The sequence below is a fragment of the Tsuneonella dongtanensis genome, assembly GCF_001698205.1.
Classification (GTDB): domain Bacteria; phylum Pseudomonadota; class Alphaproteobacteria; order Sphingomonadales; family Sphingomonadaceae; genus Tsuneonella; species Tsuneonella dongtanensis.
Map to the genome: position 1 here is coordinate 1,975,693 of NZ_CP016591.1, position 26,375 is coordinate 2,002,067.

Sequence of the window (26,375 nt, forward strand, 5' to 3'; positions counted from 1 at the left end):
GGGGCGGTATCCCAAATTGCTCACGGATGACGCTCCAGCATGAGGCGGATGGCACCGATCAGGGCGTTCACGTCGGCCTGCGCGCTCGGCAGCGCCTTGCGCATGTTGACGAACCCGTGGATCGAACCGCGCGCCTCGAGATAGACGACGTCGACCCCGCTCTGCACGAGGTGCGCGGCGTATTCGCGACCCGAATCGCGCAAGGGGTCGAGCGAGGCCGTAATCAGGACCGTCGGCGGCGTCTGCGCGTGGTCTTCGTGCAGGATCGGGTAGCGCCGCTTGTCACCCTCGTCGGGCTTGTAGCTGGCATCGAAAAATTCCATCGACCGCGCCGTCAGGAAGAACCCGTCGCCAAAGGCCTTGTAGCTTTCCGTTTCCTCGAGCGGGCTAGCGATTGGATAGATCGGTGCCTGTACCCGCACAGGGACTCCGGCGGGATCGTCCATCAGTGCCTGGGTCACGACGATCGTGAGATTGCCTCCCGCGCTGTCGCCGGTGGTGACGAGACCGGTCACTTGTCGACCGAGTTCTGAGGGGCTCCCCGCCACCCATCGGCTTGCGGCCTCGCAATCGTCGGGCGCCGCCGGGAAGGGCGCTTCGGGGGCAAGGCGGTAGTGAACGGCGATCACCGGCAGGTCGAGGCCCTTGGCAAGCTCCGTGCAGAACGCGTTATGGGTCTCGAGATCGCCGATGACGAAGCCCCCGCCGTGGAAGAACATCACTACCGGCCCGGGCTCGCGATGTTCGCGCGTATCGTAAACACGCAGGGGAATGTCGCCCGCCGGTCCGGGGCACACGAGGTCGCGAACCACGGCAAGGGGATGGGGATCGACTTCGGCGACCTGGCCGATCAACGCATAGGCCGCGCGCGACTCCTCGACCGACACCTCGTCCATCGCGCGGCGGTCCATCGCGGCGAGCATGGCGAGAAATCCGTGCACGTCGTCGCGCACGAAATGTCCTGCATCGGTCGTTGGCAAACCGGTTCCTCCCAAAGTTCGGCTGCGAAGTTAGTGACCGCGAGGAGTCTTTTCCACTCGACATTTTGCCGCGCGAGGAGAAAAACTTGTTGGCGAGGGCACGGCGCCGTCCCTAGGTGCCCGCCTCACCCGAAAGAAGGCGCCGGAAAGGCGCATGACAAGGATGCTTGATGGCTGACCAGGCCGTTTCGAAACCGCAGGCCGCGGTTTCCTCGAATACCCCCGACGCCGTGGTGGTTCGCTTTGCCGGGGATTCCGGCGATGGCATGCAGCTGACCGGCGGACAGTTCACGCTGTCGACCGCGCTCGCGGGCAACGACCTTGCGACGTTTCCCGATTTCCCGGCGGAAATCCGCGCGCCTCAGGGCACGCTGTTCGGCGTCAGCGCGTTCCAGATCAATTTCGGCTCCCGCGAGATCAACACCGCGGGCGATGCGCCCGACGTGCTCGTCGCGATGAACCCGGCGGCGCTCAAGACCAACGTCGAGGCGGTGAAGCCCGGCGGGCTGCTCATCATCGACACCGGCGAATTTTCGAAGCGCAACCTCGACAAGGCCAAGTACGCGACCAACCCGGTCGAGGACGGCAGCCTTGCAAAGTGGCAGGTGCTGGCGTTCGACATCTCTGCGCAGACGATCGAGGCGGTGAAGCCGTTCGGTCTCGGCAACAAGGATGCCCTGCGCTGCAAGAACATGTGGACGCTCGGCCTCGCCATGTGGATGTTCGACCGCCCGCGTGAGCCAATCCACCAGTGGCTGCGCGCCAAGTTCGCCAAGGCGCCCGAACTGGCCGATGCCAACATTGCTGCGCTCGACGCGGGTCACGCCTATGGCGAGACGGCCGAACTGTCGGGGCCGCTCAAGCAGCTCCACCTGGACCCCGTGCCGAGCGCGCCCGGCCTCTATCGCACGATCACCGGCGCGGAAGCGGTGGCGATGGGTCTCGTCGCCGGTGCCCAGCTGCTCGAATTGCCGCTGTTTTTCGGCGGCTATCCGATCACTCCCGCAAGCGCGATCCTGCACCACCTCGCGCGGCTGAAGGAATTCGGCGTCACGACTTTCCAGGCCGAGGACGAGATCGCCGCGATCTGTTCGGCCATCGGCGCGAGTTACGCCGGTCAGCTCGGCGTTACCTCGTCGTCCGGCCCCGGCATCGCGCTCAAGGGCGAGGCGATGGGCCTTGCGATCATGACCGAACTGCCGCTGGTGATCGTCAACTCGCAGCGCGGCGGGCCTTCTACGGGCCTCCCAACCAAGACCGAGCAGAGCGACCTCTACCAGGCGGTCTACGGCCGCAACGGCGACGCGCCGATGCCGGTCGTCGCCGCGCGCAGCCCGGCAGACGTGTTCGAGTGCGCGATCGAGGCCTGCCGCATCGCGGTGCAGTACATGACCCCGGTCATGCTGCTGACCGACGGGTATATCGCCAATGCCGCCGAGCCTTGGAAGGTGCCCGATCCGGCAACTTTCAAGCCGATGCCCGTATCTTTCCTGGAAGAGAAGAACGCCGGCGACGAACTGCTGCCGTACAAGCGCGACGCAAAGGGCGCGCGGCCGTGGATCCGGCCCGGCACTCCCGGCCTGATGCACCGCATCGGCGGCATCGAGAAGGCGGTCGATACCGGCCACATCGATTATTCACCGGGCAACCACCAGGCGATGACCGACGCGCGCAAGGGCAAGGTCGACGGGATCGACGTGCCGGACCAGGAGGTCGCGCTCGGAGAGACTTCGGGCAAGCTCGCGGTTGTGGGCTGGGGCAGCACCTATGGCCCGATCCACCAGGCCGTCCGCCGCAGCCGCGCCAAGGGCATGGACGTGAGCCACATCCACGTGCGCCACATCTGGCCGATGCCGGCCAACCTCGGCGACCTGCTGCGCGGGTTCGACAAGGTGCTTGTGCCCGAGATGAACACCGGTCAGTTCAAGACCGTGCTACGCGACCAGTATCTCGTGGACGCGCAGCCGCTGACCAAGACCAGCGGCCAGCCGTTCCAGATCGCCGAGCTGGAAGCGGCAATCGCGACCTATTTCGACGGCGTTCCCGGCGATGCCGGCGGTGACGAGATCGAACCCAACCTGCAGCAGCTCCCGAGCGTGAAGGCGGTGAACCCATGAACGACATGACCCCCATCACCACGACGCTGAAGGACTGGGAGACCGACCAGGAGGTTCGCTGGTGCCCCGGGTGCGGCGACTACGCGATCCTGAAGGCAGTGCAGCGCACGCTGCCGCAACTGGGCGCCGACCCGGCCAAGACCGTGTTCGTCAGCGGCATCGGGTGTTCGAGCCGCTTTCCGTACTACATCGAAAGCTACGGCTTCCACACGATCCACGGCCGCGCACCAGCGTTCGCGACCGGGATCAAGCTCGCCAGTCCGGAACTCGACGTGTGGCTGGTGACGGGCGACGGCGACGGCCTCAGCATCGGCGGCAACCACCTGATGCATGTGCTCCGCCGCAACGTGAACATGCAGATCATGCTGTTCAACAACGAGATCTACGGCCTCACCAAGGGACAGGCTTCGCCCACAAGCCGCGAAGGCACCCGCAGCCCTTCGACGCCGTATGGCTCGGTCGACCATCCCGCGCGGCCCGCGGCTTTCGCGCTCGGGTCGGGCGCGCGGTTCGTCGGGCGCGGGTTCGACGTGTCGAAGAACCTTCCGGATGTGCTCAAGGCGGCGCACGCTCACCAGGGCGCGGCCTTCGTTGAGATCTTCCAGAACTGCATCGTCTACAACAAGGACGTGTTCGACGCCTTCGCCGCGCCCAAGGGTGCGGAAGACCGCCAGCTCTGGCTGCAGGACGGCGAGCCGATGCTGTTCGCAGGCGGAACGCAAGGTATCGCGCTCGATCGCGAGGCGCTGCGCCTCAAGGTCGTCGATGTCGCGGACGGCGACTGGCAGTCGGCGGGCGTGATCGTCCACGACGTGAAGAACCGCTCGGTCGCGCACATGCTGGTCGAAATGCCGTTCGGTCCGTTCCCGATGGCACTCGGGGTGCTTTACGACGACCCGCGCCCGACCTTCGAGGCAGCGGTTGCCGAAGAGCGCGCCAAGGCCAGCGCGGGCAAGGAAGCGAACCTGGCGAAGTTGCTCGCTACGGGGCAGACCTGGACCGTGAGCGGAACCGCGCAGGACCCCATCTGAGGAAGCGATTTCCTACTTCCGGCCGCACTGCTAGCCCGGTTCGTATGACCGCGAACCGCCTCGTTCATCGACCTGACGCATCCCGTGCGCCAAAGGCCTGGAGTTTTTCTCCAGGATTGTGTGACAGGTGTGACATGACCTCGGCGGCAAGGAGCCCGGTCGAGCATGGATAACCTGACCCACAGCCTCGTCGGGGCGCTCATCGGTCAGGGCGGGCTCAAGCGGAAAACCGGGCTCGCCATGCCCGCGCTCATCATCGGCGCGAACATTCCGGATATCGACGCCGGCTGCCTGTTCTGGGTCAATGGAGTGGAACATCTCGCGATCCGCCGCGGTATCACTCACGGGCCGATCGCCATGGTCTTGCTGCCGCTGTTGCTAGCTGGCGGGCTGTGGTGGTTCGACCGCTGGCAGGCGAAACGCGGCACCCGGCCGGAGGGCCGTTTGAGTGTCGACTTCGTGTCGCTTTTCGCTCTGGCGTTCCTCGCCACGCTGTCGCATCCGGCGCTGGACTGGCTCAACGTCTACGGCGTGCGCCTGCTCGAGCCGTTCAGCAGCCGCTGGTTTTATGGCGACACGCTGTTCATCATCGACGTGTGGCTGTGGCTGGTCATGGGCGCGGCGACCTGGCTGTCGCTGCGGCGCGAGAAGCGCGGCGGGGCCTGGCGCAATCCGGCGTGGCTGGGGTTGGTCGTGACTATGCTGTACATCGGCGCAAACTGGACGATTTCGCGCGATTTCGCCCGGATGCACAGTCTGGAACTGGGCTCCACCGCAATCGCCGCACCGGTTCCGTTCGATCCGCGAAAGCGCGACCTGATCTTCAGGGGCGAGGACGGGCGGCATCATATCATCCCGGGTTATCGCGGGCCGACTGCGGAACGCGTATCGGTCGAGAAGGTCGGGGACGCGTGGTGGCCATCGTGCAGGCTCGATGAACTTGCGCGCAGCGATCCACAGATCGCGGCATTCCTTTTCTGGTCGCGGGTCCCGCTGGTCGAAAGGATCGATGACGGGAGTCTGGTATTGCGGGATGCGCGCTTCCTCGATCCGCGCGCCGTCGACCGGTTTACGGTCGCGTTGCCGGACGATGCATGTTCGCAGGTCTTCGATCAGCGGGCGGAGTGAGGGTGTTCCGAAACGCCGCTGTCCGCTGCCGCCCTGGCGGGCTTGTAGAGGAGCGCGGCCGCCAGGAACGCCCAGCCCGCGCCGCCGAGCCAGCCCGCGGTCACGTCGCTGGGGAAGTGCACGCCGAGCATCACCCGGCTCCACGCCACCATCGCCGAAAGCACCATGGCCGCGCCGATGACGGTATAGCGCACCGAATGGCGCTGGCTGAGCGAAGCGAAAGCGAGCGCCATGCCGACATAGACGACCGCCGAACTGAAGCTGTGCCCGCTCGGAAAGCTCGCTCCGCCCGCCTCGGTCAGGTGCGGCACGATCTCGGGGCGTGGGCGCCCGACCAGCGTCTTCATCCCGGTGTTGACAATCCAACCGGTCATCACGGTCGCGGCGAACAGGAACGCCTCGCGCCGCAACTTGAGAAAGAGGAGGGCGACAACCGCCGCGAGCGCGAACAGGTTTCGCAGGAAGACGCCGCCCAGCGCGGTCACATCGCGGACAATTTCGGCCACCAGCTTCGGTCCGCTCAGCGCGGCAAGATCGCCGGTGCGGTTGATCATCAGGCCCCAACGATCGTACGCCCCGGTGCGCTCGGTCACGACCAGGAACACCATCAGCGCGTAGCCAGCCCACAGGATCGCTGCGGCAATCAGCGCCTTGCGGCGGTCGATCGTGAACCCGCGCATTGGCAGGCGAACCGTCTCGGCGGGGACCGGCGGCTCTTCGGGCGTGACAATGTCGGATTCGGCCATGCGGGGGGAACCGCTGCGGGTCGCATAGGGTTCCGGACACGATGACCGCTCCCCAGATCGTCTGGCTACGCCGCGACCTCCGCCTTGCCGACCAGCCCGCATTCCACGATGCCGCCCAGGCCGGGCCAGTGATCCCGGTTTATGTGCTCGATGACGACGCCCCGGGGGATCACGCCATCGGCGGGGCGGCGCGCTGGTGGCTCCATCAGTCGCTCGACAGTCTTTCTCGCGACCTCGGAAAGCATCGGTCGAGGATCGTCCTGCGACGAGGCGATGCGGCAAGCGAGCTCATCCAGTTGGCGAAGGAAGTCGGCGCGCAGTGCGTTCATGCGATCCGGCACTACGAACCGTGGTGGCGGGCAGCGCAGCGCAAGGTAGCAGGGGAGGTGAATCTCGTCCTTCACGACGGGAATTATCTCTTGCCTGCCGGAGCCGTCACTACCGGTTCGGGCGATCCCTACAAGATCTACACGCCGTTCTCGAAGGCGGTGCTGGACGAGATGCCCCCGCGCGAGCCCCTGCCGGCGCCGGACACCATAAGTCTGCCCGAAAGGTGGCCGGATAGCGATGACCTCGCCGACTGGGGTCTCCTCCCGTCGAAGCCCGATTGGGCTGGCGGCATGCGTGCATTCTGGCAGGTGGGCGAAGCTGCCGCGCACGACCGTCTGGAGGAATGGTCGGGGATGGTCGCCGACTACGACGATGGCCGGAACCTTCCATCGATCGATGGCTCTTCGCGACTGTCGCCACATCTGCATTGGGGGGAGATTTCCCCGGCGCAGGTCTGGCATCGACTGCACGGACGCCGCGGGCAGGGCTGGGCGACCTTCGCCAAGGAAATCATCTGGCGCGATTACGCGCAGAACGTGATCGCGCAGTTTCCGGACTATCCGCGCAAAAGCTATCGCGACGGATACGGCGATCTGTGGCGGAGCAGAAAACCCGCTCGGAACGACTTGCAGACATGGCAGCGCGGGATGACCGGCTATCCCGTCGTCGACGCCGGCATGCGCCAGTTGTGGCAAACGGGATGGATGCACAACCGGGTGCGGATGATCACGGCAAGCTTCCTTGTAAAACACCTGCTCATCGACTGGCGCGAAGGCGAGCGGTGGTTCTGGGACTGCCTCGTCGATGCGGATTACGGCAACAACGGCGTCAACTGGCAATGGATCAGTGGCACGGGTGTCGACAGCAACATGTTTCCGCGAATCATGGCTCCGCTGACCCAGAGCGAGAAGTTCGACGCGGGCGACTACATCCGCGAATTCGTTCCGGAATTGTCGAGCTTACCGGACGAAGTCATCCATGATCCCCCGGACGATCAGCGCGGCGATTACCCGCCCAAGATGATCGGTCACAAGGAAGCCCGCGAGCGCGCCCTTTCGGCCTACCGCAAGTCGCGTGGCTAGTTGCGACCCGTTTCCATCGGGTCCATAGGCGCGCCATGCAAGCACAGGGGCTAGGAAGGGGCGGCTCCCTCTTGGAAGCGGGCGCGCGGTTCGAGCGCAGTCCGGGGCGCATCGCGCGGCTTTTCGCGCCCGGCTTTCACAAGGTACTCGACCGCATCGATGCCGGCCTCGAAAGCGGAACCATCGTCGGCCACCTTCCCGATGGCACGACGCGCCTGCTCGGCGGCCGCGCTCCGGGATTCGAAGCGACCGTCCACATCCGTGACTGGCGGGCACTCCTGCGCCTCGCCTCGAACGGATCGATCGGATGGTACCAGGGATGGGAAGCGGGCGAATGGGACAGCCCCGATCCGGTGCCTGTATTCGCTCTCTTCATGGCCAACGGCGACGCGCTCGGGGATACCGGCCGCGCACGTGGTCCTTTCCGCCTCGCCGCCCGATTTGCGCACTGGCTCAACCGGAATACCCACGCCGGCGCCGTGCGGAACATTCACGCACACTACGACCTCGGCAATGACTTCTACGCAGCCTGGCTCGGGCAATCGATGTGTTATTCCAGCGCCCTGTTCGACACGGACGGAAAGCCCTCAAAAGCGCAGCAGCTGCTGACCGAGCTGGATTATGCTCAACTCGGCAAGGCGATGGCGATGCTCAACCGGGTGGATGCCCGCAATGCGGACAACCTGCTGGAGATCGGCTGCGGATGGGGCATGTTGGCCCACGCGGCGGCGCAGGACGGCAGGACGCAGGTTGACGCGATCAGTTTGTCGGACGAGCAACTCGAATATTGTCGCTCGCGCGCGACCGATCCGGGCAATCCGCGTTTCCTCAAGCAGGACTACCGCGACACCTACGGTCAATACGATGCGATCGTCAGCGTCGAGATGGTCGAGGCGCTGGGCCGCGAATACTGGCCTACCTTCATGGATTGCATCGCGCGCAACCTTCGGCCGGGTGGGCGAGCGGCGATACAGTACATCTCGATGAAGGAATCACTGTTCGAAGCCTATGCGAAGAGCGCCGACTTTATACAGGCTTACATCTTTCCAGGTGGACTGCTGATCAAGACGAGCGAATTCCGCGCGCTCGCCGAAGAGCGTGGCTTGCGGTGGACCGATCAGTCAGACTTCGGGCAGGATTATGCCCGGACGCTGGCGATGTGGCGCAAGAACTTCGACCTCGCGGTCGACGAAGGGCGGTTACCCGCCGGCTTCGATGAACGGTTCATCCGCCTGTGGCGCTATTACCTCATGTACTGCGAAGGGGGCTTCCGCGGCGGCGGAATAGATGTCCACCAGGTCACCCTGATCAAAGCCAGCTAGGGGGATCCCCCCAACCCCGCGGGGTATCGCCCGGTCAAGCGACCGGGCGGAACACCGTTCCGCCGGTGTAGCGGGCGAGAATGTTGTCGTGGACGATCGGGCTGAGCAGCTCCGAAAAGGCGCAGCCGGCGATGCAGTTGTCCCACCAGATAACCTCTGCCTGCAGTGATTCGAGCCCGGGAAGCGTGAGCCAGCAGAACTGGCCGACATGCATCCGGTTGATCGCTGCCGCAGAGAAACCCGAAATGGACAGGTCGTGCACGACCGTGCGGAACGGTCGGCCCCCCGATGCGCGCAGTTGCGCCGGGATGCTGATCTTCGTGCGCGGTGCGCACCGGTCTTCCTGTGCTGCCAAGGCATAACGGTCGGTCGTATTGATCATGGCATTCGAGCCCTTGCTTGCGTCCCTCAGGGTTCGTCTTGCCGGGGCCACCGACCAGACAGATCGCACGGTGCCGCAAGCCGCTTTCGAGAGCGTTGCGAGGGTCGGTTAACCGGGTTTTAAGGACGTTCGCGGTGGCGCGTGGGAAAGTCGCTCTGGAGCAGCGTGACGATCCGTGCCGCGACATCCTCGGGTGGCTTCACGCTCGCCGGATCCTCGCCCGGATACGCCTTGGCCCGCATTCCTGTGCGAGTTGCGCCGGGGTCGACGATAGCGACCCGCGTATCGCCCAGCTTTTCGACTTCCATCGCGTAGCAATCTAGCAGGACTTCGAAGGCGGCCTTGCTGGCGGCATAAGCGGACCAGAAGGCCCGAGGCGCCGAGCCGACTGAACTCGTCAGTCCGATGACCCGGGCGTGTCCCGCTCGCTTAAGAAGGGGATCGAAAGCCGCCAGCAATGCCTGGGTCGCCAACACATTGACGGTAAGCGCCTGCCCGAACTGTTTGCTATCGACCTGGGTGACGGGCGAAAGCGTCGGCAGGTAGGCCGCGTTGATCACCATGATGTCCAGACGGTCCCAGCGCTGCGCGATCGCGGAGGCCAGACGAGGTATCCCGTCCTGCTCTGCAAGGTCGAGCGGTGCAATCGTCGAGCTGCCTCCCACGGCGTGAATCGCATCTTCGACCGTTTCGAGAGCTTTAACGTCGCGAGCAGTCAGGACGACATGCGCCCCTGACTGGGCCAGCGCGATCGCCGTTGCCCCGCCGATGCCCTTGCTGGCCCCTGTGACGAGCGCAACCCGCCCTTCGAGTGCTTTTTCATCAGCCATTTACGCGACCTTGTTGACGGGAAGCGGCAGCTGCGCGTCCTGGATCTCGCGCTGCTTCAGATCGGTCAGCGAGGTTGGATAATCACCGGTGAAACACGCATCGCAGAATTGCGGCCGGAGGGGGTTGCGACCGGTCTCGCCGACGGCACGGTAGAGACCGTCGATCGAGACGAAGGCCAGGCTATCCGCCTTGATGAATTGGCGCATCGGTTCGATTTCCATGCGTGCCGCAAGCAGCTTCGAGCGCTCGGGGGTGTCGACACCGTAAAAGCACGAATGCGCGGTCGGCGGACTGGCGACGCGAAAATGGACTTCGGTCGCTCCCGCATCGCGCATCATCTCGACGATCTTCATCGAAGTCGTTCCACGCACGATGGAATCGTCGATCAGGACGATGCGTTTGCCCTCTACGAGGCCACGGTTCGCGTTGTGCTTCCGCTTCACGCTCGAATGCCGGGCGCCGTCACCGGGTTGGATGAAAGTTCGCCCGACATAGTGCGAGCGGATGATCCCGAGTTCGAACGGCACGCCCGATTCCTGGGCATACCCGATCGCGGCGGGAACCCCACTGTCCGGAACGGCGACGACGAGGTCGGCTTCCACCGGAGCTTCGATCGCCAGTTCCCGGCCAATCGCCTTGCGGGCCTCGTACACGGAGCGCCCGTCGAAGATCGAATCGGGGCGACTGAAATAGACATGCTCGAAGATGCACGGCCGGGCCTGGCGCGTGCCGAATGGATGGCTCGAGACCACATTCCCGTCGAAATCCACGCGGACGATCTCGCCCGGTTCGACCTGCCGAACGAAGTCGGCGCCGACCACGTCGAAGGCTACGGTCTCGCTTGCGAACACCGTGGCGTCGCCCAGTTTGCCCATGACCAGCGGCCGGATGCCCAGCGGATCGCGGCAGGCAATCATGCCTTCAGGCGTCATCACGACCAGCGAATAGGCTCCCTCGACCAGGCGCAGGGCGTCGATGAGGCGGTCGATCGTCGTCGGATACCGGCTCGTCGCGACGAGGTGGATGATGACTTCGGTATCGGAGGTGGACTGGAAGATCGCGCCCTTCCGGACCAGCTCGTCACGCAAGGTCTGGGCATTCGAGATATTGCCGTTGTGCGCGACCGCGAACCCGCCCGCGGCCAAGTCGGCATAGAGAGGTTGCACATTGCGCAGCCCCGAACCGCCGGTCGTCGAATACCGGACATGGCCCGCAGCCATGATTCCCGGCAGCTCCGCCAAGGCATCCTGCGAAGAAAAATTCTCCGCGACGTGGCCCTGGCCGCGCCGCGAGTAGAATTCCTGCCCGTCGAAGCTCGTGATGCCGGCGGCTTCCTGGCCCCGGTGCTGGAGCGCGTGGAGGCCAAGAGCCGTTATGGCCGACGCGTCGGCCGCGCCGATCGCGCCGAATACGCCGCACTCCTCGCGGAGCTTGTCGCCGTCCGCAGTTTCGAACGGGTGATGAAAGATCATGGGGCTGTCCGGCCTCGCTGCTCGCGCGCCGCTCAATGGCGATGTTGCAGGGTAAAGACAAGGCCAGTCGCCATGCCTTGCGCCATTGCGCGGCGCGCGTTGCCTCACTACACGGCCTCACCGACCGCTTCCCTGAACGAGACGCGCCTCTCTTGCTGCTTTCCCCTTTCGAATGGACGATCTCCAAGCGCTACATGCTGCCGGGCAAGGGCGAGGGCTTCATCGCGCTCGTCGCCGGGATAAGCGTGGGCGTCGTCATGCTGTCGGTTGCACTGCTCGTGGTGGTCATGAGCGTGATGAACGGTTTCCGGGCGGAACTGCTCGACAAGATCGTGGGCCTGAATGGCCACGCGATCGTTCAGGCATACGGGGGAAGGCTCGATAACTGGCAGAACATTCTGCAGGACATCCGCAAGACCCCCGGCGTAACCAGTGCAAGTCCGCTGATCGAGCAACCGCTTCTGGTAACCTTCAACGGTCGTGTCGAAGCGGTTCTGGTGCGGGGTAACACTTCCGAAGATATCCGCGGTCTCGGCGACAAGGTAGTCGCTGGAGATATCTCCATGCTGAAGCCCGACGCCGGAGAGGTCGCTATCGGGGTCAGGCTGGCGGAGAACATCGGCGCGCAGGTCGGGGACACGATCACGATCATCAATCCTGCCGGGCGGTCCACGCCGTTCGGTCAGGTGCCGCGACAGGTCGGTTATCGGGTGGCGGCAGTCTTCGAGATCGGAGTCTACGATTACGACAAGGCTTTCGTCGTGATGCCCATCGCCGACGCGCAAACCTTGATGCTGATCGGCGATACGATCGGCATGATCGAAGTGACCACGGACGATGCCGACAGCGCCGGAGAATACCTTGAACCGGTTGCGCGGCGGCTCGCCGGGCAGGCAGTGGTGAATGACTGGAAGACGATCAATGCGTCGCTTTTCGAGGCCCTAGAGGTCGAAAGGGTCGCGATGTTCTTCGCGCTGTCGATGATCGTGCTGGTGGCGGCATTCAATATCCTGTCGAGCCTCGTCATGCTCGTGCGCGCCAAGACGCGGGACATCGCGATCATGCGGACGATGGGCGCCACGCGCCGCTCGTTGCTCAAGATATTCGTGACGGCAGGCTTCACCGTCGGTGCGATCGGCACGGGGGGAGGGCTCCTCCTCGGTTTCCTGATCCTCGCGTTCCGTCAGGGCATCGTGAACGTGATCCAGGTAGTGACGGGGCAGAACCTCTGGGATCCTTCCGTCCGTTTTCTGACCACATTGCCTTCGCGTCCCGATCCGGTCGAAATCGTCGGCATTGCCTTGCTCGCGCTCATCCTCAGCTTCCTCGCTACGCTGTATCCCGCCTTCAAGGCGGCGAGCACCGACCCGGTACAGGTGCTGCGCTATGAGTGACGGCCCTGTCGTCCGGTTGACCAAGCTCGCCCGCTCGTTCGAGCAAGGGGGCGAGCGGATCGACGTCTTGCGCGGTATCGACTTGTCGATCGCCCCGGGTGAAATCGTTGCGCTTCTGGGCCCGTCCGGGTCCGGCAAGTCGACGATGCTGCAGGCAGTCGGGCTCTTGGAAGGCGGCTTCAAGGGCAAGATCGAGATTGCCGGGGTCGACGCCAGCGCGCTTCCCCCAGAAGGCCGGACCGCCCTTCGTCGGGAGCACCTGGGCTTCGTCTACCAGTTCCACCACCTCTTGCCCGACTTCAACGCGATGGAGAATGTCGTCATCCCGCAGCTTGTGGCGGGACGAGGCAAGCCCGAAGCAGAAGAACGCGCCCGGGAAATCCTCGGCTCATTGGGCCTCGGTCACCGGTTGACGCATCGCCCGAGCCAACTTTCGGGGGGCGAGCAGCAGCGCGTCGCCGTAGGTCGTGCGCTCGCCAACCGACCGCAGCTCGTTCTTGCCGACGAGCCGACCGGCAATCTCGACGAGCACACTGCCGATATCGTGCTGGAACAATTCCTGGGCCTCGTGCGAGGTGAGGGAAGCGCGGCACTCGTGGCGACCCATAACGAACGACTGGCGGGACGCATGGATCGCGTCGTTCGTTTGCACGAAGGGCTTCTCGAATAGACGCCTGTCGATAGGCGCGAGGGCTTCGCAGAATCGCGATTGCTTAGTTGGCAAACCCCAGGCGGTCATCTCCGCTTAAGGGGAGACAGACGTGATATCATTCGCCGCCGCTATCGCATTCGCTCAATCCGCCGCGCCGGTTGCTTCCGCGCCGCCCCCGGCACCTCCTCCGCCAACGTGTGCCGGAGCGGACTACGAAGCGTTCGACTTCTGGATTGGGGAGTGGGACGTGTTCCCGAATGGCAGGGACACGCAGGTCGCGCGCAGCAAGATAGAAAAGCTCTACAACGGCTGCGCCGTGCGCGAGAACTGGATGCCCTTGAAGGGCGCAGGGGGCGGGAGCCTGACCGGTTACGATCCGACGACGAAGCGGTGGACGCAGACCTGGATCGGCAGCGCCCCCGGGCCGGTCTATTTCACCGGCGGTCCGGTCTCTGGCGGCATGATACTGACAGGGGAGTGGAAGGGATCCGGACCGAAGGGTGAAGATGGCCTTACCCGGATGTCCTATTCCAGGCAGCCCGATGGAGCAGTCCGCCAACACGGTGAGTTCTCGGCCGATCACGGCCTTACTTGGCAAACATCGTTCGACCTGATCTATCGGCCGCACAAGGAGTAGCGCCGATGACGACCATTGCCGATTTCACCGTCGAGAAGCCCGACGGCAGCCAGCTCGATCTCAGCGAGAAACTTGGCAAGGTTCTGCTGGTGGTCAACGTGGCCAGCAAATGCGGTTTCACGCCGCAGTACGAAGGTCTCGAAGCGCTTCAGCGCAAGTATGGCGACAAGGGTTTTGAGGTGCTCGGCTTTCCCTGCAACCAGTTCGGAGCACAGGAACCCGGTAATGCCGAAGAGATCGCAACCTTCTGCAAGCTGACCTACGACGTCACGTTTCCGGTCCTCAAGAAGGTGGAAGTGAACGGGGCAGGGGCCAGTCCGCTTTACGACTGGATGAAAGGCGAGGCCCCCGGTCTCATGGGCAGCCGGGCCATCAAATGGAACTTCACGAAGTTTCTGGTCGATCGCGAGGGGAACGTCGTGAGGCGCTACGGACCGGCCGACGCGCCCAAGGGAGTCGAGAAGGACATCGAGAAGCTCCTTTAGGCTCTGTGGACAATTTGCGGACCTGACCCCTTCCGAATCGGCCGGCCACACTTAATGTGACCTCCATGGCCTTCGCTCCCTTTGTGCCGCTGCGCGTCATGTCGAGCTACTCGATGCTTGAGGGAGCGATCGATCCCAAGGCGATTGCGCGGCTCGCAAAAGATCGCGGCTTTCCGGCCATCGCCATCTGCGATCGCAACGGCCTCTACGGGGTGATGGCATTTGCGAAGGCGTGTTTCGATCTCGGCATCCAGCCGATCATCGGCACGCTTCTCGGCATCGCCCGAGATGGGTCTGGCCAGACGATCGATCACCTGCCCCTCTTTGCGCAGGACGAGGCTGGCTACGACAACCTTTGCGACCTGGTTAGCCGGGCACACCTGGCTCGGCCGACCGAGCTGCCGGCGCATGTCACGCTCGATGATCTCGCCGGGCGCACCGATGGTCTGATCGCCTTGACCGGTGCCGGCGAGGGCGGCCTGACTCGTCTGCTGGCTGATGGTCGCTCGGACGATGCGGAAGCGCTTTGCGACCAACTTGAAGGACTATTTCCGGGGCGCCTCTATATCGAGCTGGCCCGGCGCAGTTCCTCTGTGTGCGACGCGGCCGAAGACGCGCTCATCGACCTCGCATATGCCCGCGACCTCCCTCTGGTCGCAACGAACCCGGCAAATTTCGCCGATCCGCATTTTCATCCGGCGCACGACGCGATGTTGTGCATCGCGAATTCGACCCATGTCGATGCGGCCGAGCGGCCGCGCTCCAACCCGGAAGCCTTCGTGAAGTCGGCGCCGATGATGGAGGAGTTGTTCGCCGACCTGCCCGAGGCGACGGCAAACACGCTGGTGATCGCGAAACGCTGCGCCTTTGCGCCACCCAAGCGGGACCCGATCCTGCCCAGTCTCGCCGGCGACCTCGAGGGCGAGGCGCGGATGCTGGCCGAAGATTCGCGCAAGGGTCTCGCAGCGAGGCTGGAGAAGTACGGTGCGATCCCCGACGAGGAGTTGAGGGTTTACGTCGACCGCCTCGAATTCGAGATCGGCGTGATCAACCAGATGGGTTTCCCGGGTTACTTCCTGATCGTTGCCGACTTCATCAAATGGGCCAAGGACAACGGGATACCCGTTGGGCCGGGGCGCGGTTCGGGCGCCGGTTCGCTCGTCGCCTGGGCGCTGACCATCACCGATCTCGACCCGATCAAGCTGGGCCTGCTCTTCGAACGCTTCCTTAATCCCGAACGCGTCTCGATGCCGGACTTCGACATCGACTTCTGCGAAACTCGTCGCGGCGAAGTCATTCGCTATGTGCAGGCCAAGTACGGCGACGATCACGTCGCGCAGATCATCACATTCGGCAAGCTGAAGGCGCGCGCTGTGCTGCGTGACGCGGGTCGAATCCTGCAGATGAGCTACGGCCACGTCGACCGGCTGTGCAAGATGGTGCCCAACCATCCGACCGACCCGTGGACTCTTCCGCGGACGCTCAACGGGGTGTCCGAGTTCAAGCGCGAATACGACAACGACGACGACGTGCGTCGTCTGATCGACCTCGCGATGCAGCTCGAAGGGTACCCGCGCAACAGCTCTACCCACGCCGCGGGCGTGGTCATCGGCGACCGGCCATTGGCGAAACTGGTCCCGCTCTATCGCGACCCGCGATCGGATATGCCCGTCACCCAGTTCGACATGAAGCATGTCGAAAGCGCAGGGCTGGTGAAATTCGACTTCCTCGGCCTCAAGACGCTGTCCGTGTTGCAGAAGGCGGTCGAACTGCTGGCGAAGCGTGGGGTCGCGATCGACCTGTCGGCGCTGCCGCTCGACGACCCGCGGGTCTATGACCTGATGAAGAGCGGTAACACAGTGGGCGTGTTCCAGCTGGAATCCGAAGGCATGCGGCGCACGCTGACCGCTGTGAAGCCGACCAATTTCGGCGACATCATCGCGCTGGTTTCGCTCTATCGGCCGGGGCCGATGGACAACATTCCCCTGTTCGGCAAGCGCAAGGCCGGGGAGGTGCCGATCGAGTACCCGCACCCCAAGCTGGAGGGTGTGCTCGCCGAAACATACGGCATCTTCGTCTATCAGGAACAGGTGATGCAGGCGGCGCAAATCCTCGCCGGCTACTCACTGGGCGATGCGGACCTCCTGCGCCGCGCGATGGGCAAGAAGGTGCAAGCCGAAATGGACGCGCAGCGTCAGCGTTTCGTCGACGGCTGCGCCGAAGTTTCGCAGATCCCGTCTCGCCAGGCCAACGAGCTGTTCGACTTGATCGACAAGTTCGCAGGTTACGGCTTCAACAAGTCTCACGCCGCCGCCTACGCCCTGCTGGCCTATCAGACTGGTTGGCTCAAGGCGCATTACCCCGAAGAGTTCTACGCCGCGTCCATGTGCTTCGACATGCACCAGTCGGACAAGCTGGCCGCATTCGTCGACGACGCAAGGCGATCCGGGATCGAGGTGGCGCCTCCCGACGTGAACCGCTCGGAGGCAGAGTTCACCGTCGAGCGAACCGACGAGGGGTACGCCGTCCGCTATGCCCTGGCAGGCATCAAGAACGTCGGCGAGAAGGCGATGGAGGCGCTGGTCGCAGAGCGAGAGGCGAACGGGTGGTTCGAATCCCTCGAGGACCTGTTTCAGCGCTTGCCGAAGGGGTCGCTCAATTCGCGCCAGCTCGAAGGATTGATCGCGGCGGGTGCACTCGACAAGCTTGAGCCCAACCGTGCCAAGCTTTTCGCCAATGCCGATCTCCTGTTGGCGGTCAGCGAAGCCGCCAATCGTGAGCGGGAAAGCGGGCAGGCGGGGCTTTTCGGCGGCGATGCGCAACCCGAGACCGCTCTCCGCCTGAAAGACGCCGACGAATGGCCGCGATCCGAGCGCATGGCCATGGAGCGGGAAAACTTCGGCTTCTACTTCTCTGCGCATCCGGTCGAACAGTACCGGGCCATCGCTTCCGCCAACGGCGCGCGCAGTTTCGCTTCGCTGATGGAAGCGGGTGCGCCAAACGGCGGGCGCGCTCCGGCAGTGATGGCGGCCATGGTCGAGAAGGTAAACAAAGGCCGGACGCGGAAGGGCAAGGACTTCGTGCGGGCCGACTTCTCCGACAGCTCAGGGCAATTCTCCGCGGCCTGTTTCGAGGAGTCGCTGGTGGCCAACTTCGTGAAGTGGGCCGAAGAAGGCACCTGCGTCCTGCTCAACGTCGAGCTCGACAGTCCCAGCCCGGACGAACCACCCCGGGTGACCGTTCGCGGCGCACGGCCCTTGCGGGATGTGAAAGCTGCAGCGCGGATGGTGCTCAGCCTTGACGTCACCGCCGCGGAAGCGATCGAGGCGCTCAAGGCGGAGCTGTTGCACGGCCCCGATGGCAAGGGCGAAGTGCGCCTGCGGCTGCGGACCGGTAGCGAGAGCGATCCCACGGTGCGGCTTGGCCGCGATTTCCATCTGGACGGGGAGCTCGCCGAGCGCTTGGCAAGCATCGAGGGACTTGCCAATGTGCAGCTGACAACCCAGCGCGGACCGAATCTGCGACTGGTCGCCTGACCCGGCTCCTCGACCGGCGACAGGCCGGGAAAAGGAGAACGCGATGCTCGGAGCGATGCAGGACTGGGATCTCGTCGTCACGCACCTGATTGACCATGCCGCCCGCGAATACGGTGAGCGTGAGCACATCACGTACTGGGCGGATGGAACAGAAACCCGGACGACCTGGGCTGGAGTGCGCCATGATGCGAAGCGGATGACCCAGGCCCTGCGAGCCGCAGGCGTCCGCAAGGGCGACCGGATCGCCACTCTTGCGATGAATCACAGCCGCCATCTGGTCACCTGGTACGGTGCCGTTGGCGTCGGCGGCGTGCTTCACACCATCAACCCCCGGCTGTTCGACGACCAGCTCGAATACATCGTAACCCATGCCGAGGACCGCGTGCTGCTTTACGACGCGGCCTTTCAGCCCATCGTCGATCGCATGCGCGACAGGTGGCCCTGTGTGGAAACGTACGTCTGCTTCGACTCCGGAGACCACGCGCCAGCGTTCGAGGACTGGATCGGCGCGCACGACGGCGACACCGAATGGGAGAAGGTCGACGAGCGCGACCCATGCATGCTTTGCTACACCAGTGGGACGACCGGCAATCCCAAGGGCGTGCTCTACGAGCATCGGTCGACGATGCTTCATGCGATGGCAGGCGTGCAGCCGAACCTTTTCGACGCCGACAGCCGCACCGTGGTGCTTCCCGTCGTGCCGATGTTCCATGCGGCGAGCTGGGGCCTGCCGTGGGCCGGCACCATCCCGGGCATCAAGTTCGTCTATTCGCAGGTTAACGACCCGAAGGTGCTTTGCGGATTGATGGACCGCGAGCAGGTGACGCACTCGGCAGGCGTGCCGACCGTATGGCTGGCGATGTTCAACTATCTCGATTCGGTCGGCAAGGACGTCCGCGACGTGGGCAAGCTGCGGCGGGCGATTATCGGGGGTTCTGCTGCCCCGAAGTTCATGATCGAGCGGCTGATGAAGAACGGCGTCAGCGTTGCCCACGCCTGGGGCATGACCGAAACCAGCCCCATCGGTACGACGGGTTCCCCGCCGGCAAACTGGGACGAGCTATCGTTTGACGAGCAGGTTGCGCTTGTCATGAAACAGGGGCGCCCAGCGTTTGGCGTGGAATTGCGTTGTGTCGACCTCGACGACCACACGAAGGTCCTGCCACGTGACGGCAAGTCCTCGGGCGCGTTGCAGGTACGCGGTCCCTGGGTCATCAAGCGGTATTTCAAAGCCGAGGAAGACGCGGTCGATTCCGATCAGTGGTTCGATACCGGCGATGTCGCCGTTATCCATCCCGATGGTACGCTCCAGCTCACCGACCGGACCAAGGACGTCATCAAGTCCGGCGGAGAATGGATCAGTTCGGTGGAGCTGGAGAACGCCGCTGTCGGCCATCCCGCTATTGCCGAGGCGGCTGCGATCGGCATTCCCCATCCCAAATGGGATGAGCGTCCCATTCTGGTCTGTGTTGCCAAGCCCGATATGATTGTGCGCGCCGAGGAAGTTCTCGACCATCTCCGGGACAAGGTCGCGAAGTGGTGGATGCCCGATGCAGTTGAATTCGTGGACGAAATACCGCACACCGGCACAGGCAAGATCAGCAAGAAGGATCTTCGCGAGAGGTTCCGCGACTACGTGCTGGAGAAGGTAGAATGAAAGTGCTTCTGAGGACCACGGTCGCGATTGGTGCAGGTCTGGCTACGGTACTTGCCGCGCAGCTAGCGATCGAGAATGCCGCTTGGTGGCTGACCGGGCACATGGCGACATTCGACGATCCGCTCGCCAACGCAATCAAGTTCGGCGTCGCCGCAGCAGGCGGGTTCGCACTCGCGCTTTCGATTGGGGTTCCGCCCGCGCGCAGGCGACGGCTTCTCTAGCTGAAAACCTCGTCGAACAGCGACATCGTCGCCGACCAGCTCTGGCGATCGGCACTGGCATCGTAGGCGGGTGGCCCTCCGGATGGAGGAGGTTTCGGATTGGTGAAGCCGTGAACCACCCGGCTGTAGGAATGGAAATGCCAGTTCGCCCCCGCGCGGTCCATTTCTTCCCAGAAGGCGATGACCTGCTCGCGCGGGACAAGCGGATCGGCGTCACCATGACAGACCAGGATGCGGGCCTTCACCTTGCCCGGTTCGGCAGGCGCTTTGGTGTCGAGCAGTCCATGAAAGCTGGCGACCGCTTCGAGGTCCGCACCTTCCCGTGCGAGCTCCAGAACCGCTTGTCCGCCCATGCAAAAGCCGATCGCGCCCTGCGCCAGACCCGGTACCGTTTCGCCCATTGCAGCGATTCCCGCCCGCAATCGTCTGCGATACTGCTCCGCCGCGGATCGCAGTTTGGTAGACAGATCCACTGACGCTGCGAAATTGGCCGGCGTTTCGCCGTAGAAATCGCACAGGAATGCAAGGAAACCCGCTTCGGCCAAGGCACGCGCCTTCGCTTCAACGGCAGGTGTCGGGTTCATAATTGTCGGGAACACTGCGATTGCGGCCCGTGCATCGCCTGACGGACGGAATACCTTGCCTGTCAGCAAGGTATCCCCGTCTCGATATTCGACCTCCTGAGTCATCAAGCCTCGGGGAGGAAATCCGGCACCGAGAGATAGCGCTCACCGGTATCGTAGTTGAAGCCGAGGACGCGTGACCCGGAACCCAGTTCGGGTAGCTTTTGCGCGATCGCCGCCAGCGTCGCTCCGCTCGAAATGCCGACCAGAAGACCTTCCTCGACCGCGCAACGCCGGGCCATGTTCTTCGCAGCTTCGGCATCCACCTGGATGGCGCCGTCGATCGCGCGTGTGTGCAGATTCCCCGGAATGAATCCCGCGCCAATGCCCTGGATCGGGTGCGGGCCGGGCTGGCCACCCGAAATGACCGGCGAAAGGACCGGCTCCACGGCGTAGGCCTTCATTCCGCTCCATTCGGTCTTCAGAACTTCGGCACAGCCGGTGAGGTGGCCGCCGGTCCCGACGCCCGTGATCAGCACATCGATAGGGCTGTCGGCGAAGTCGTTCAAAATTTCGCGTGCCGTGGTCCTGGCATGCACGGCGACGTTGGCGGGATTCTCGAATTGCTGCGGCATCCATGCGCCGGGAGTGCTTTGCACCAGTTCGCCTGCCCGCTCGAGCGCGCCCTTCATGCCCTTTTCGCGGGGCGTGAGATCGAAGGTTGCCCCATAGGCTAGCATCAGTCGGCGCCGTTCGAGGCTCATGCTCTCAGGCATCACGAGGACGAGCTTGTATCCCTTGACGGCGGCAACCATCGCCAGGCCGATGCCGGTGTTGCCGCTGGTCGGTTCAATGATCGTGCCGCCCGGTTGGAGCGCGCCCGACTTCTCGGCGTCCTCGACCATCGCGAGCGCGATGCGATCCTTGATCGAACCACCCGGATTGGTGCGTTCGCTCTTCACCCAGACTTCGTGGTCGGGAAACATGCGGGCGAGGCGGATGTGAGGGGTGTTGCCGATGGTGGCAAGGACGCTGTCGGCTTTCATGGCAGGGCCTCCTGGGGTTTGTCTGGGTGCGATAGTGGGGGCGGGTCGAATGTCTTTGCAAGCCTGAGTTCGGGAAACAGGCGCGCCCAATAGAGTGTAATGGCGATCGCCGCGACACCGCCCGCCACGACCGCCGCTACCGGGCCGATGACCGCGGCGAGCAAACCCGATTCCGTTTCACCTAGTTCGTTCGATGCCGAAATCGTGAGTGCCGATACCGCGCCGACGCGGCCGCGCATCTCGTCGGGCGTGTGCAACTGGATCAATGACTGGCGGATGTAGACCGAAACCATGTCGGCCGCACCAGCGACCACGAGAGCGATCAGGCTGAGCCAGAACAGTTTCGATAACCCGAACGTGACGATGGCCAGCGCAAAGACGATCACCGCGGCAAGCATCTTTACCCCGACGTCGCTCTTCATCGGGAAGAAGGAGAACCAGATCGACGCAGCCGTTGCCCCGATGCCCATGCCCGCGGCCAGCACGCCGAAGCCGTCGGGACCTACCTGGAGGATGTCGCGTGCGAAGACCGGGAGAAGGGCGGTCGCTCCTGCGAAAAGCACCACGAACAGATCAAGCGTAATCGTCGCCATGACAAGACGGTTGTCGCGCACGTAGCGGAAACCATCAACGACGCGCTGTATCGGTCTCCGATCCTTCTGCACCGCAGGTTGGGGCACCGGCTTTATCAGGAAAATGAGCAGCAGCGATGCCGCCAGCATGGCGGATATCGATGCATAGGCCACGTCGGGATGGATTGCGTAAAGCACGCCCCCGACGCTCGGCCCGGCGATCGTGCCGACCTGCCAGGCCATGGAACTGACCGCAATGGCTGTCGGCAACACCGCGCGAGGGACGAGGTTGGGCGCCAGCGCCGAATACGCTGGTCCGGCGAATGCCCTGGCGACGCCGACGAACATCGCGGCGACGAACAGAAAGGGCAGGGAAAGATTCCCCGTCCATGTCAGATAGCCGAGCATGGCGGCATTCAGCGTCAGCAGGAGCGTGGTCCAGCGGACGATCCAGCGCCGGTCATATGTATCCGCGATCAGGCCGACGACCGGGGTCAGCAGGAAAAGCGGCACGAACTGAACAAGGCCAATTATGCCGAGAAGCAGGGCGGAATGCTTTATGTCCATCGTCTCGCGGGCCAGGCTGTAAACCTGCCAGCCGATGATGATGGACTGCGCGCTGATGGCGATCGTGCCCAGCAGTCGCGACAGGAAATAGGCGCGAAAGTTCGCGATCGAGAGGGGATGCGGCACGGCGCTCACGGCACGCGCAATGGCATTAGCGGCGGCGCTTGCCAAGCAAGCGCTACCCTATGCGATCTAACGAAATGTTTGAGTGTTAGCGCGCCCGGCGCAGGCGCGGATTGGGCTGCAACGCCTCGATGATCCGGACAAAATCGTCGAGCCGGATGATGCGCTCGAACTGAAAGCCGGCGCGCTCGTCGCGCGTCCATATTACATAGGCTTCGATCCGGCCCACTTCCGGCAGCCGGATGATCACTCTATCACCGCGCGACAGGTCGTTCGCACCGTCGACCATGAAACCGTGTGCCGACAGGTTCACGACATGCAGCTTGAGGTCGCCGTGGACCTGATGCTCCGCAATGACGGGATAATCGACCGGATGCCGCGCCGCACGGCGCAGATCGGTGACCGAAAGCTGGGCTCCAACAGACACTGTACCAGGTCCCTCCATTGCGTGTGGACGGGAACGTACTGAAGGAAATTCGCTGATATTGGGTTAATCCCGGCCGCTTCAGGCAAGGATACCGTGCCGCTTCTTGCCAAGACTGAGGCGCCCGGTCCGTGCGGGCGCCGACGGATCGGTAACTGGTTCCCCGTCGAGCTTGACCGCACCCTCGGCGATCTTGCGCTTGGCTTCTCCGTTGGAAGCGGTGAAGCCGATTGCGGTCAGCGCTGCGGCGAAGTTCATGCCGGGCTCGAGCGCGAGGGTAGGAAGGTCCTCGCCTGCACCGCCTCCCGAGAAGGTGGTTGCCGCGGTTGCTTCGGCCGAGCGTGCCGCTTCCTCGCCCCGGACCAGGCGCGTGACCTCGTTGGCTAGCACGACCTTGGCGGCGTTGATTTCTGCACCTTGCAGCGCTTCCAGCCGAGCGACTTCGTCGAGCGGGAGGTCAGTGAAAAGGCGCAGGAAGCGACCGACATCGCGGTCGTCAGCGTTGCGCCAGTATTGCCAGAAATCCCACGACGGCAGTTGCGCTTCATTGAGCCAAACCGCCCCTGCAGCGGTCTTGCCCATCTTTGCCCCGTCGGCTGTGGTCAGGAGCGGGGTAGTGAGCCCGAACAACTCTGCCCCGTCCATTCGCCGGCCGAGCTCGACGCCGTTGACGATATTCCCCCACTGATCGCTGCCGCCCATCTGAAGGCGGACACCCATTTCCTTCGACAGGTGCCGGAAGTCGTAACCCTGAAGGATCATGTAGTTGAATTCGAGGAAGGTCATCGGCTGCTCGCGCTCGAGGCGCAAGCGGACCGAATCGAACGTCAGCATCCGGTTGACGGTGAAGTGTGTGCCGACCTCTTGCAGAAGTTCGATGTAACCAAGCTTGCCCAGCCAGTCCTGGTTATTGACCATGACCGCGTCGGTCGGACCGTCGCCGAAGCTAAGCAGCCTCTCGAAGACTGTCTTGATGCCATCGATGTTGTCCTCGATGGTTTGATCGGTGAGCATCTTGCGGCTCTCGTCGCGGCCGGTCGGGTCGCCGATGCGGGTCGTACCGCCGCCCATCAGCACGATCGGCTTGTGACCGGTCTGCTGCAGACGGCGCAGCATCATGATCTGGACCAGGCTGCCTATGTGCAGCGAGGGCGCGGTCGCATCGAAACCGATGTAGCCGGGCACGACTTGGCGCGCGGCAAGGGCATCCAGACCCGCCGCATCGGTCATCTGATGGACATAGCCCCGCTCGTCGAGCAGGCGCAGCAAATCGGATTCGTAAGCGCTCATAGCGGGCGGGCGGTTAGCACGGGGGCTCAGACATGCAAACGCATCGGTTGAAGGCGCATCCTTCGCATCTCCCCGCGCGTATCACAGGGGTCGAAGCGCGGGTCATCGGATTCGACGCAGACTGGCTCCGTGTTCGCTGGCGCATCGACGGATCGCAGGATCTTGTGGTGCCGGTGTTCGCCGGGCGCGGCAGGGCTGACGAACTCTGGCAGTCAACCTGCTTCGAAGTCTTCCTGAAACCCGAAGGAAGCGACGCGTACGTGGAACTGAACCTGTCGCCTTCGGAACGATGGGCCGCTTACGATTTTGACCGGTATCGCGAGGGGATGGCCGAGCGTCCGGCTTCGCGTGAGCCCGATTGCACGATGCGGCTTGGAAGCAGCTTCGCGATATTCGACGCAGCGATTCCCGTCGACGTGCTGCCCGCGCTCCCCGCCGCAGCCGGTTTCACCTGCGTGCTCGAAGAAGCGGGCGGCGTAAAAAGCTTCTGGGCGATTGCGCACCCCGCCGCAAAGCCCGATTTCCACGACCCGTCTTGCTTCGCCGCGAAGCTTGCGCCACCCACGCGGCCATGAAATTCGGCATCGACCGGCTCCTGAGCGAGCCGGATCTCATCCAGGATCTGTCCGGGCGCCGCGTGGCGCTTGTCGCCCATCCTGCATCCGTAACCGCAAACCTCGACCATAGCCTCGATGCATTGATTGCCGCGGGCGTGAACGTGACGAGCGCATTCGGTCCCCAGCACGGTCTTAAGGGGGACAAGCAGGACAACATGGTGGAGACGGGGGACGAGACCGATGCAGTCTACGGCATCCCCATCTTCAGCCTTTACGGCGAAGTGCGTCGACCCTCGGGACAGATGATGAGCACTGCCGACGTGTTCCTGTTCGACCTGCAGGACCTCGGCTGCCGGATCTACACGTTCGTCACAACGCTCCTGTATCTTCTCGAAGCGGCGGCGACGCACGGCAAGGAAGTCTGGGTTCTCGATCGACCCAACCCTGCGGGCAGGCCCGTCGAAGGGACGCTCCTCGTGCCGGGGCAGGAGAGCTTCGTCGGCGCTGCCGAAATGCCCATGCGTCATGGGCTGACGATGGGTGAGATGGGCCACTGGTTCATCCGACGGTTTGGATTGGACGTGGCATACCGCGTCATCGATATGCATCACTGGCTTCCCGAGGCAGGGCCGGGTTTCGGCTGGCCGACCGACCGCGTGTGGATCAATCCCAGCCCTAACGCCGCGAGCCTCAATATGGCGCGCGCCTACGCCGGGACGGTGATGCTGGAGGGCACTACGCTGAGCGAGGGGAGGGGTACGACCCGCCCGCTCGAGGTGCTGTTCGGTGCTCCCGATCTCGATGCGGGCAAGATCATGGCCGAAATGCAGCGCATCGCGCCCGAGTGGCTGGAAGGCTGTGCGATACGTCCATGCTGGTTCGAGCCCACGTTCCACAAGCATGCCAGGACGTTATGCAGCGGTCTTATGATTCACGCGGAACAGGCGTTTTACGATCATGGTCTTTTCCGCCCGTGGCGCCTGCAGGCCCTCGCGTTCAAAGCGATCCGCACGCTCTATCCGGATTACGACTTGTGGCGTGACTTCGCCTACGAGTACGAATTCGATCGCTTGGCGATCGACGTGATCAATGGCGGACCTTCATTGCGCGAGTGGGTCGACGATGCATCATCGGCACCATCCGACCTGGATGCCATTGCAGCGTCCGACGAGGCAAGGTGGCGCGAAGAGACGAGCGACTGCATCCTCTACTGAGCGCCATACCCGATTT

The 26,375-nt window shown here is 63.8% G+C and carries 24 protein-coding genes; 14 read left to right on the plus strand and 10 right to left on the minus strand.

Annotated features, from left to right (window positions below):
• Nucleotides 1-20: 20 nt before the first annotated feature.
• The gene (locus A6F68_RS09675) at nt 21-953 is read right to left on the minus strand and encodes an alpha/beta hydrolase (RefSeq protein WP_232308111.1); all 933 of its coding nucleotides are present in this window, start codon (nt 951-953) and stop codon (nt 21-23) included.
• 197 nt (nt 954-1,150) lie between these two features.
• Between A6F68_RS09675 and A6F68_RS09680 the strand changes: the two genes are divergently transcribed.
• From A6F68_RS09680 to A6F68_RS09690, 3 genes are all read left to right on the plus strand, one after another.
• Nucleotides 1,151-3,097 carry a 2-oxoacid:acceptor oxidoreductase subunit alpha gene (locus A6F68_RS09680; RefSeq protein WP_067679211.1) on the plus strand — a complete coding sequence of 649 codons (1,947 nt, stop codon included), beginning with the start codon at nt 1,151-1,153 and terminating at the stop codon, nt 3,095-3,097.
• Nucleotides 3,094-4,128, plus strand: a complete 1,035-nt coding sequence (locus A6F68_RS09685; protein ID WP_067679213.1) for a 2-oxoacid:ferredoxin oxidoreductase subunit beta — start codon at nt 3,094-3,096, stop codon at nt 4,126-4,128. Before A6F68_RS09680 ends, A6F68_RS09685 begins: the two co-directional genes overlap by 4 nt.
• Before the next feature lie 165 nt (nt 4,129-4,293).
• The gene (locus A6F68_RS09690; RefSeq protein WP_067679215.1) at nt 4,294-5,256 is read left to right on the plus strand and encodes a metal-dependent hydrolase; all 963 of its coding nucleotides are present in this window, start codon (nt 4,294-4,296) and stop codon (nt 5,254-5,256) included.
• Here the strand turns inward: A6F68_RS09690 and A6F68_RS09695 are convergent.
• On the minus strand, nt 5,241-6,002 hold the full coding sequence (locus tag A6F68_RS09695; protein ID WP_084001786.1) for a phosphatase PAP2 family protein: 762 nt from the start codon (nt 6,000-6,002) through the stop codon (nt 5,241-5,243). The genes A6F68_RS09690 and A6F68_RS09695 overlap by 16 nt on opposite strands.
• Before the next feature lie 41 nt (nt 6,003-6,043).
• On the opposite strand from A6F68_RS09695, the gene A6F68_RS09700 reads away from it, so the two are divergent.
• On the plus strand, nt 6,044-7,414 hold the full coding sequence (locus tag A6F68_RS09700; protein ID WP_067679216.1) for a cryptochrome/photolyase family protein: 1,371 nt from the start codon (nt 6,044-6,046) through the stop codon (nt 7,412-7,414).
• 35 nt (nt 7,415-7,449) lie between these two features.
• Nucleotides 7,450-8,736 carry an SAM-dependent methyltransferase gene (locus A6F68_RS09705; protein ID WP_067679218.1) on the plus strand — a complete coding sequence of 429 codons (1,287 nt, stop codon included), beginning with the start codon at nt 7,450-7,452 and terminating at the stop codon, nt 8,734-8,736.
• 34 nt (nt 8,737-8,770) lie between these two features.
• Here A6F68_RS09705 and A6F68_RS09710 read toward each other — a convergent pair whose 3' ends face one another.
• The 3 genes from A6F68_RS09710 to purF form a co-directional block, all read right to left on the minus strand.
• Complete coding sequence (locus A6F68_RS09710; RefSeq protein ID WP_057882900.1) at nt 8,771-9,118, minus strand: PilZ domain-containing protein; 348 nt, start codon at nt 9,116-9,118, stop codon at nt 8,771-8,773.
• A gap of 119 nt (nt 9,119-9,237) precedes the next feature.
• On the minus strand, nt 9,238-9,948 hold the full coding sequence (locus A6F68_RS09715) for an SDR family NAD(P)-dependent oxidoreductase (RefSeq protein ID WP_067679220.1): 711 nt from the start codon (nt 9,946-9,948) through the stop codon (nt 9,238-9,240).
• On the minus strand, nt 9,949-11,421 hold the full coding sequence (gene purF, locus A6F68_RS09720) for an amidophosphoribosyltransferase (protein ID WP_067679223.1): 1,473 nt from the start codon (nt 11,419-11,421) through the stop codon (nt 9,949-9,951). It abuts the gene before it with no gap.
• A gap of 152 nt (nt 11,422-11,573) precedes the next feature.
• Between purF and A6F68_RS09725 the strand changes: the two genes are divergently transcribed.
• The 7 genes from A6F68_RS09725 to A6F68_RS09755 all read left to right on the plus strand — a co-directional run bounded on the left by A6F68_RS09725 (nt 11,574) and on the right by A6F68_RS09755 (nt 20,003).
• Entirely contained in the window at nt 11,574-12,815 is a 1,242-nt protein-coding gene (locus A6F68_RS09725; RefSeq protein ID WP_067679226.1) for a lipoprotein-releasing ABC transporter permease subunit, read from the plus strand.
• The gene (locus A6F68_RS09730; RefSeq protein WP_067679229.1) at nt 12,808-13,485 is read left to right on the plus strand and encodes an ABC transporter ATP-binding protein; all 678 of its coding nucleotides are present in this window, start codon (nt 12,808-12,810) and stop codon (nt 13,483-13,485) included. The genes A6F68_RS09725 and A6F68_RS09730 overlap by 8 nt, the downstream gene beginning before the upstream one ends.
• Nucleotides 13,486-13,576: 91 nt before the next feature.
• Nucleotides 13,577-14,104, plus strand: coding sequence for a DUF1579 family protein (locus tag A6F68_RS09735; protein ID WP_067679232.1), 528 nt, complete (start codon nt 13,577-13,579; stop codon nt 14,102-14,104).
• Nucleotides 14,105-14,109: 5 nt separating this feature from the next.
• Nucleotides 14,110-14,589 (plus strand): glutathione peroxidase, encoded by a 480-nt coding sequence (locus A6F68_RS09740; protein ID WP_067679235.1) that lies wholly within the window; start codon nt 14,110-14,112, stop codon nt 14,587-14,589.
• A 65-nt stretch (nt 14,590-14,654) separates the two neighbouring features.
• Nucleotides 14,655-18,125, plus strand: coding sequence for a DNA polymerase III subunit alpha (dnaE, locus tag A6F68_RS09745; protein WP_067679238.1), 3,471 nt, complete (start codon nt 14,655-14,657; stop codon nt 18,123-18,125).
• 43 nt (nt 18,126-18,168) lie between these two features.
• Nucleotides 18,169-19,782, plus strand: a complete 1,614-nt coding sequence (locus A6F68_RS09750) for a long-chain fatty acid--CoA ligase (protein WP_067679240.1) — start codon at nt 18,169-18,171, stop codon at nt 19,780-19,782.
• The gene (locus A6F68_RS09755; protein ID WP_067679243.1) at nt 19,779-20,003 is read left to right on the plus strand and encodes a hypothetical protein; all 225 of its coding nucleotides are present in this window, start codon (nt 19,779-19,781) and stop codon (nt 20,001-20,003) included. The genes A6F68_RS09750 and A6F68_RS09755 overlap by 4 nt, the downstream gene beginning before the upstream one ends.
• On the opposite strand, the gene A6F68_RS09760 is transcribed toward A6F68_RS09755, so the two are convergent.
• The 5 genes from A6F68_RS09760 to tyrS form a co-directional block, all read right to left on the minus strand.
• Nucleotides 20,000-20,692, minus strand: coding sequence for a dienelactone hydrolase family protein (locus tag A6F68_RS09760; protein ID WP_067679246.1), 693 nt, complete (start codon nt 20,690-20,692; stop codon nt 20,000-20,002). The two genes, A6F68_RS09755 and A6F68_RS09760, sit on opposite strands and share 4 nt — an antisense overlap.
• Complete coding sequence (cysK, locus tag A6F68_RS09765; RefSeq protein ID WP_067679249.1) at nt 20,692-21,612, minus strand: cysteine synthase A; 921 nt, start codon at nt 21,610-21,612, stop codon at nt 20,692-20,694. The genes A6F68_RS09760 and cysK overlap by 1 nt, the downstream gene beginning before the upstream one ends.
• Nucleotides 21,609-22,886, minus strand: a complete 1,278-nt coding sequence (locus tag A6F68_RS09770) for an MFS transporter (protein WP_067679251.1) — start codon at nt 22,884-22,886, stop codon at nt 21,609-21,611. Before A6F68_RS09770 ends, cysK begins: the two co-directional genes overlap by 4 nt.
• A gap of 76 nt (nt 22,887-22,962) precedes the next feature.
• Nucleotides 22,963-23,301: a PilZ domain-containing protein gene (locus A6F68_RS09775; protein ID WP_198152585.1), complete on the minus strand. Its 339-nt coding sequence runs from the start codon at nt 23,299-23,301 to the stop codon at nt 22,963-22,965.
• A 78-nt stretch (nt 23,302-23,379) separates the two neighbouring features.
• Complete coding sequence (gene tyrS / locus A6F68_RS09780; protein WP_067679257.1) at nt 23,380-24,588, minus strand: tyrosine--tRNA ligase; 1,209 nt, start codon at nt 24,586-24,588, stop codon at nt 23,380-23,382.
• A gap of 32 nt (nt 24,589-24,620) precedes the next feature.
• Here tyrS and A6F68_RS09785 point away from each other — a divergent pair, with 32 nt between their 5' ends.
• Together A6F68_RS09785 and A6F68_RS09790 are read left to right on the plus strand one after the other, a co-directional pair.
• Complete coding sequence (locus A6F68_RS09785; protein ID WP_067679260.1) at nt 24,621-25,163, plus strand: DOMON-like domain-containing protein; 543 nt, start codon at nt 24,621-24,623, stop codon at nt 25,161-25,163.
• Complete coding sequence (locus tag A6F68_RS09790; RefSeq protein WP_067679263.1) at nt 25,160-26,359, plus strand: exo-beta-N-acetylmuramidase NamZ family protein; 1,200 nt, start codon at nt 25,160-25,162, stop codon at nt 26,357-26,359. Before A6F68_RS09785 ends, A6F68_RS09790 begins: the two co-directional genes overlap by 4 nt.
• Nucleotides 26,360-26,375 lie beyond the last annotated feature (16 nt).